The following is a 2851-nucleotide window of genomic DNA, read 5'->3' on the forward strand; positions in this document are numbered from 1 at the left end:
TTACACCCAAATTTGTATGCTTATTAGCATAACATTTCTTTCTTAATGGGTGGCCAAATTAACTATGCCACTACACTCTCACTATCATTTAAAGCATCTTCATACAATCCTTTTAAGCGTTGAACTTTATTATCCAATCTCTCAACAGCCTTTTTCGCATCAATGGCACTTTTTTTCTTATCAAAGGAATTCTTTGAAGGTAGGTTTACAGAAATCCTGACAGCCTCGGAAAATTGATCTCGAATGAAATTGCTGCCCGGAGATTTATAAAAATCTGTATAGCCAATATCTTGATCTAAATAAAAAATTGGTAATATTGTGGATAAATAAGGATGCGTGTGAGTATTGGAGTTAGTAACCAAATGAGGGAATTCATAGCCGAATACTTCAAATAAATAACGGCTGTAATCACCTTCTTTAAAAAATCGTTGTTTAGTACCTGTTGGCTCCATAACTTGAACGTAAAGTTCTCTCGAATATTGGCGCTTTAATTTATAGATTTTCCCATTTAAAGATACTGTTAGCACAACACTTTCACAGTGAACATAAATATCATCTCTAAATTCGCACGGGTAGCCTAAACAAAAGGCTATTGATTGCACAAGAGGAGTTTTTCCTGACCCATTTGGCCCGTACAACTGAGTGATAGATTTAGCAAATGCAAGCTCACTTGATCCCCATCCATTGCTGCCACGAGCATACACTTTTAGAGATTCTAACTTCATGCTAATTCAAGCTCCATTTGTTTTTCCCTACATATATTTCGATAATTTCTTTGAATTAAAAGCAGGTTGTAAGACAAGTCTGATTTCTCATCTATGGCTTTGTTAATTACTTTCTTGCCTAATTCAGTAGCTTCTAATTTAGTCTTTCTGTTATTAACCGAAACCAAATTCGCTATTTCCAAAAACGAAAGCGCTTTTACCGTTCTCACTCGTAGATTTGCAGACCAGCCTAAATGCTGAGAAGAACCTTTAAACTCTTTAATCGACCTTTCTATGCACTCTCCTACCAATTGTCCCAATTCTGGAGTATTAGGTTTCCGTCTCTCTTTTGCCATCAACAAAACAACCATTGAAATAAAAGGTAAGTGAAATAAAGCTTCATTACTTAGCCTATGCGACCTAACAGTCTTTACTTCATCAAGTTGAATTCTAAGGTTTGAAGCTTTGGCTACCTCAAAAAACTCTTCTATATCCATAATTTATTGAGACCTCACCATTACTGAAAACAATCCACCTAAAACAATCTCTTCACTTAAAGCTGTGAAGCACTTTTCCTTTTTTAAATCACTAAATATTCTTTCTACATCTTCTTTTAATTCAGTAAATCCAAACCCTGTCACTATCCTCTGTTTTACAGAGTCCGATAACTTAGATTCCAGCATCATTAAATTAAAGTCAGGTACATCGTGCCTGTACTTCCTATACCAAATGTCCCATTCAGTTTTACATTTTGCTGCATAGTCAATGAGTTGCTTAGGCGTATCAGTTTTCTTTAAAATCCGCTGTAATATTGAAAGGCTTTTTAGCGCCTTTGTGTCACCACCACTAGTTAGCATATCGTAGCCAATTTTCGATAAACTCAAGACTTCCAGCAATTCATCAATGCCAACCCCAGCTAATTCATCCAAGGTTTTTTCATCTAACGATTTCGGCAACACTCCCACAGATTTACTTTCTACCAAAGCCATCAAGTTATCGATTATCTCTCTTGCTTCCATATACTGAAGATCAATTTCGCTGTACTGAAAGATTTTTTCTCTGGCAATTGATTCGAATATAGCGCCTTCTACTTTTAAGTATTCGACCCCCGGAACAATTCCAAACTTTGAGATTAAAGATTTAACTTCATGCTCTTTATACAACCGTGTTCCATCACTGAAACAATTGTTAAAATGCTCAACGAGAGCTGCTAAGGTTTTATTTGTAAAATCTTCTTCATCTAACGCTTCCAGTAGATCTTCAACTTCGTCTTTGACATGTATGTTTGTTAGAAAAATTACTTTTTCACACGAAGCTGAAAAGTTAACAGTATGAATCAACAGTTTCCCAGCAAAGCTATCAGTAATTCTCTCAACGATATCTTCAGGTTTTTTCTTATTATTTATCCCAAAAATATTTATTAGCGACCATTGTGCATTTCTTTTTTTCTTAGTTTTAACCTGAAAAAAGTGATAATACGTTTTTCCATCAATAATCTTTCTAACAACGAAGTCGTCATGCCAATCGCAAAAGACTCGATCTACAGTATTATTTTCTAGAATTTCTAAACTGGCTAAACTAGCGGCTCTAGTTTGGGCTTTATACCTAGATAATGTATCTCTGCCGTCCTGTTCTCTAGGATCTACTTCATGTAACTTAACCAACTGTCAGCAACCTCTCTTTATTAGAGTTGCTTTGCAGGAAAGATTTGTGATTGGATATGCATCACTTTCTATCCATGAAAGCTTATTATTAATATTTTCCGTGATTAATAATGACAGTTAAACCGACTCAAATCGATACTGTACATTATTACAGTATTTTTCCCGATATCAAGTGTCAGTGGTCAATTATTAAAACAACCCGCTATCATCTTCGGCAGACGGGTGAGTTGCTTCAAAACACATTGGGTCAGGCCTTACTTTTTGACTTAACCCTATCTCCTCCGCGCGAAATAAATTTCACGCCTACGGCATCGGGGTTAGCCATAGCAATGTGCGGGCACGTCTAACTCAAAACTTATAGCTTAAAGCTCCTTTACTCTTTCCCCTCGAAGCTCGCTAGCTTGAGTTGATCTGACTCCATAAAAGTAGACACCTTTTTGGAGTCAGTAATCATGAAAGTAAAACCATATCGTAAACATTCGC

Annotated in this window: 3 protein-coding genes; all 3 read right to left on the reverse strand. The window is 36.1% G+C overall.

From position 1 onward, the window contains the following. Positions 1 to 62: 62 nt before the first annotated feature. From ACSFVZ_RS20370 to ACSFVZ_RS20380, 3 genes are read right to left on the reverse strand one after another with little or no spacing between them, the layout of a single operon-like run. Positions 63 to 725, reverse strand: a complete 663-nt coding sequence (locus ACSFVZ_RS20370; protein WP_435559507.1) for an AAA family ATPase — start codon at positions 723 to 725, stop codon at positions 63 to 65. Further along, positions 722 to 1201 (reverse strand): hypothetical protein, encoded by a 480-nt coding sequence (locus tag ACSFVZ_RS20375; RefSeq protein WP_169021452.1) that lies wholly within the window; start codon positions 1199 to 1201, stop codon positions 722 to 724. The genes ACSFVZ_RS20370 and ACSFVZ_RS20375 overlap by 4 nt, the downstream gene beginning before the upstream one ends. A gap of 3 nt (positions 1202 to 1204) precedes the next feature. Next, the gene (locus ACSFVZ_RS20380; RefSeq protein ID WP_435559508.1) at positions 1205 to 2368 is read right to left on the reverse strand and encodes a dsDNA nuclease domain-containing protein; all 1164 of its coding nucleotides are present in this window, start codon (positions 2366 to 2368) and stop codon (positions 1205 to 1207) included. Positions 2369 to 2851 lie beyond the last annotated feature (483 nt).

The sequence above is a fragment of the Pseudoalteromonas nanhaiensis genome, assembly GCF_051235485.1.
GTDB lineage: Bacteria > Pseudomonadota > Gammaproteobacteria > Enterobacterales > Alteromonadaceae > Pseudoalteromonas > Pseudoalteromonas lipolytica_C.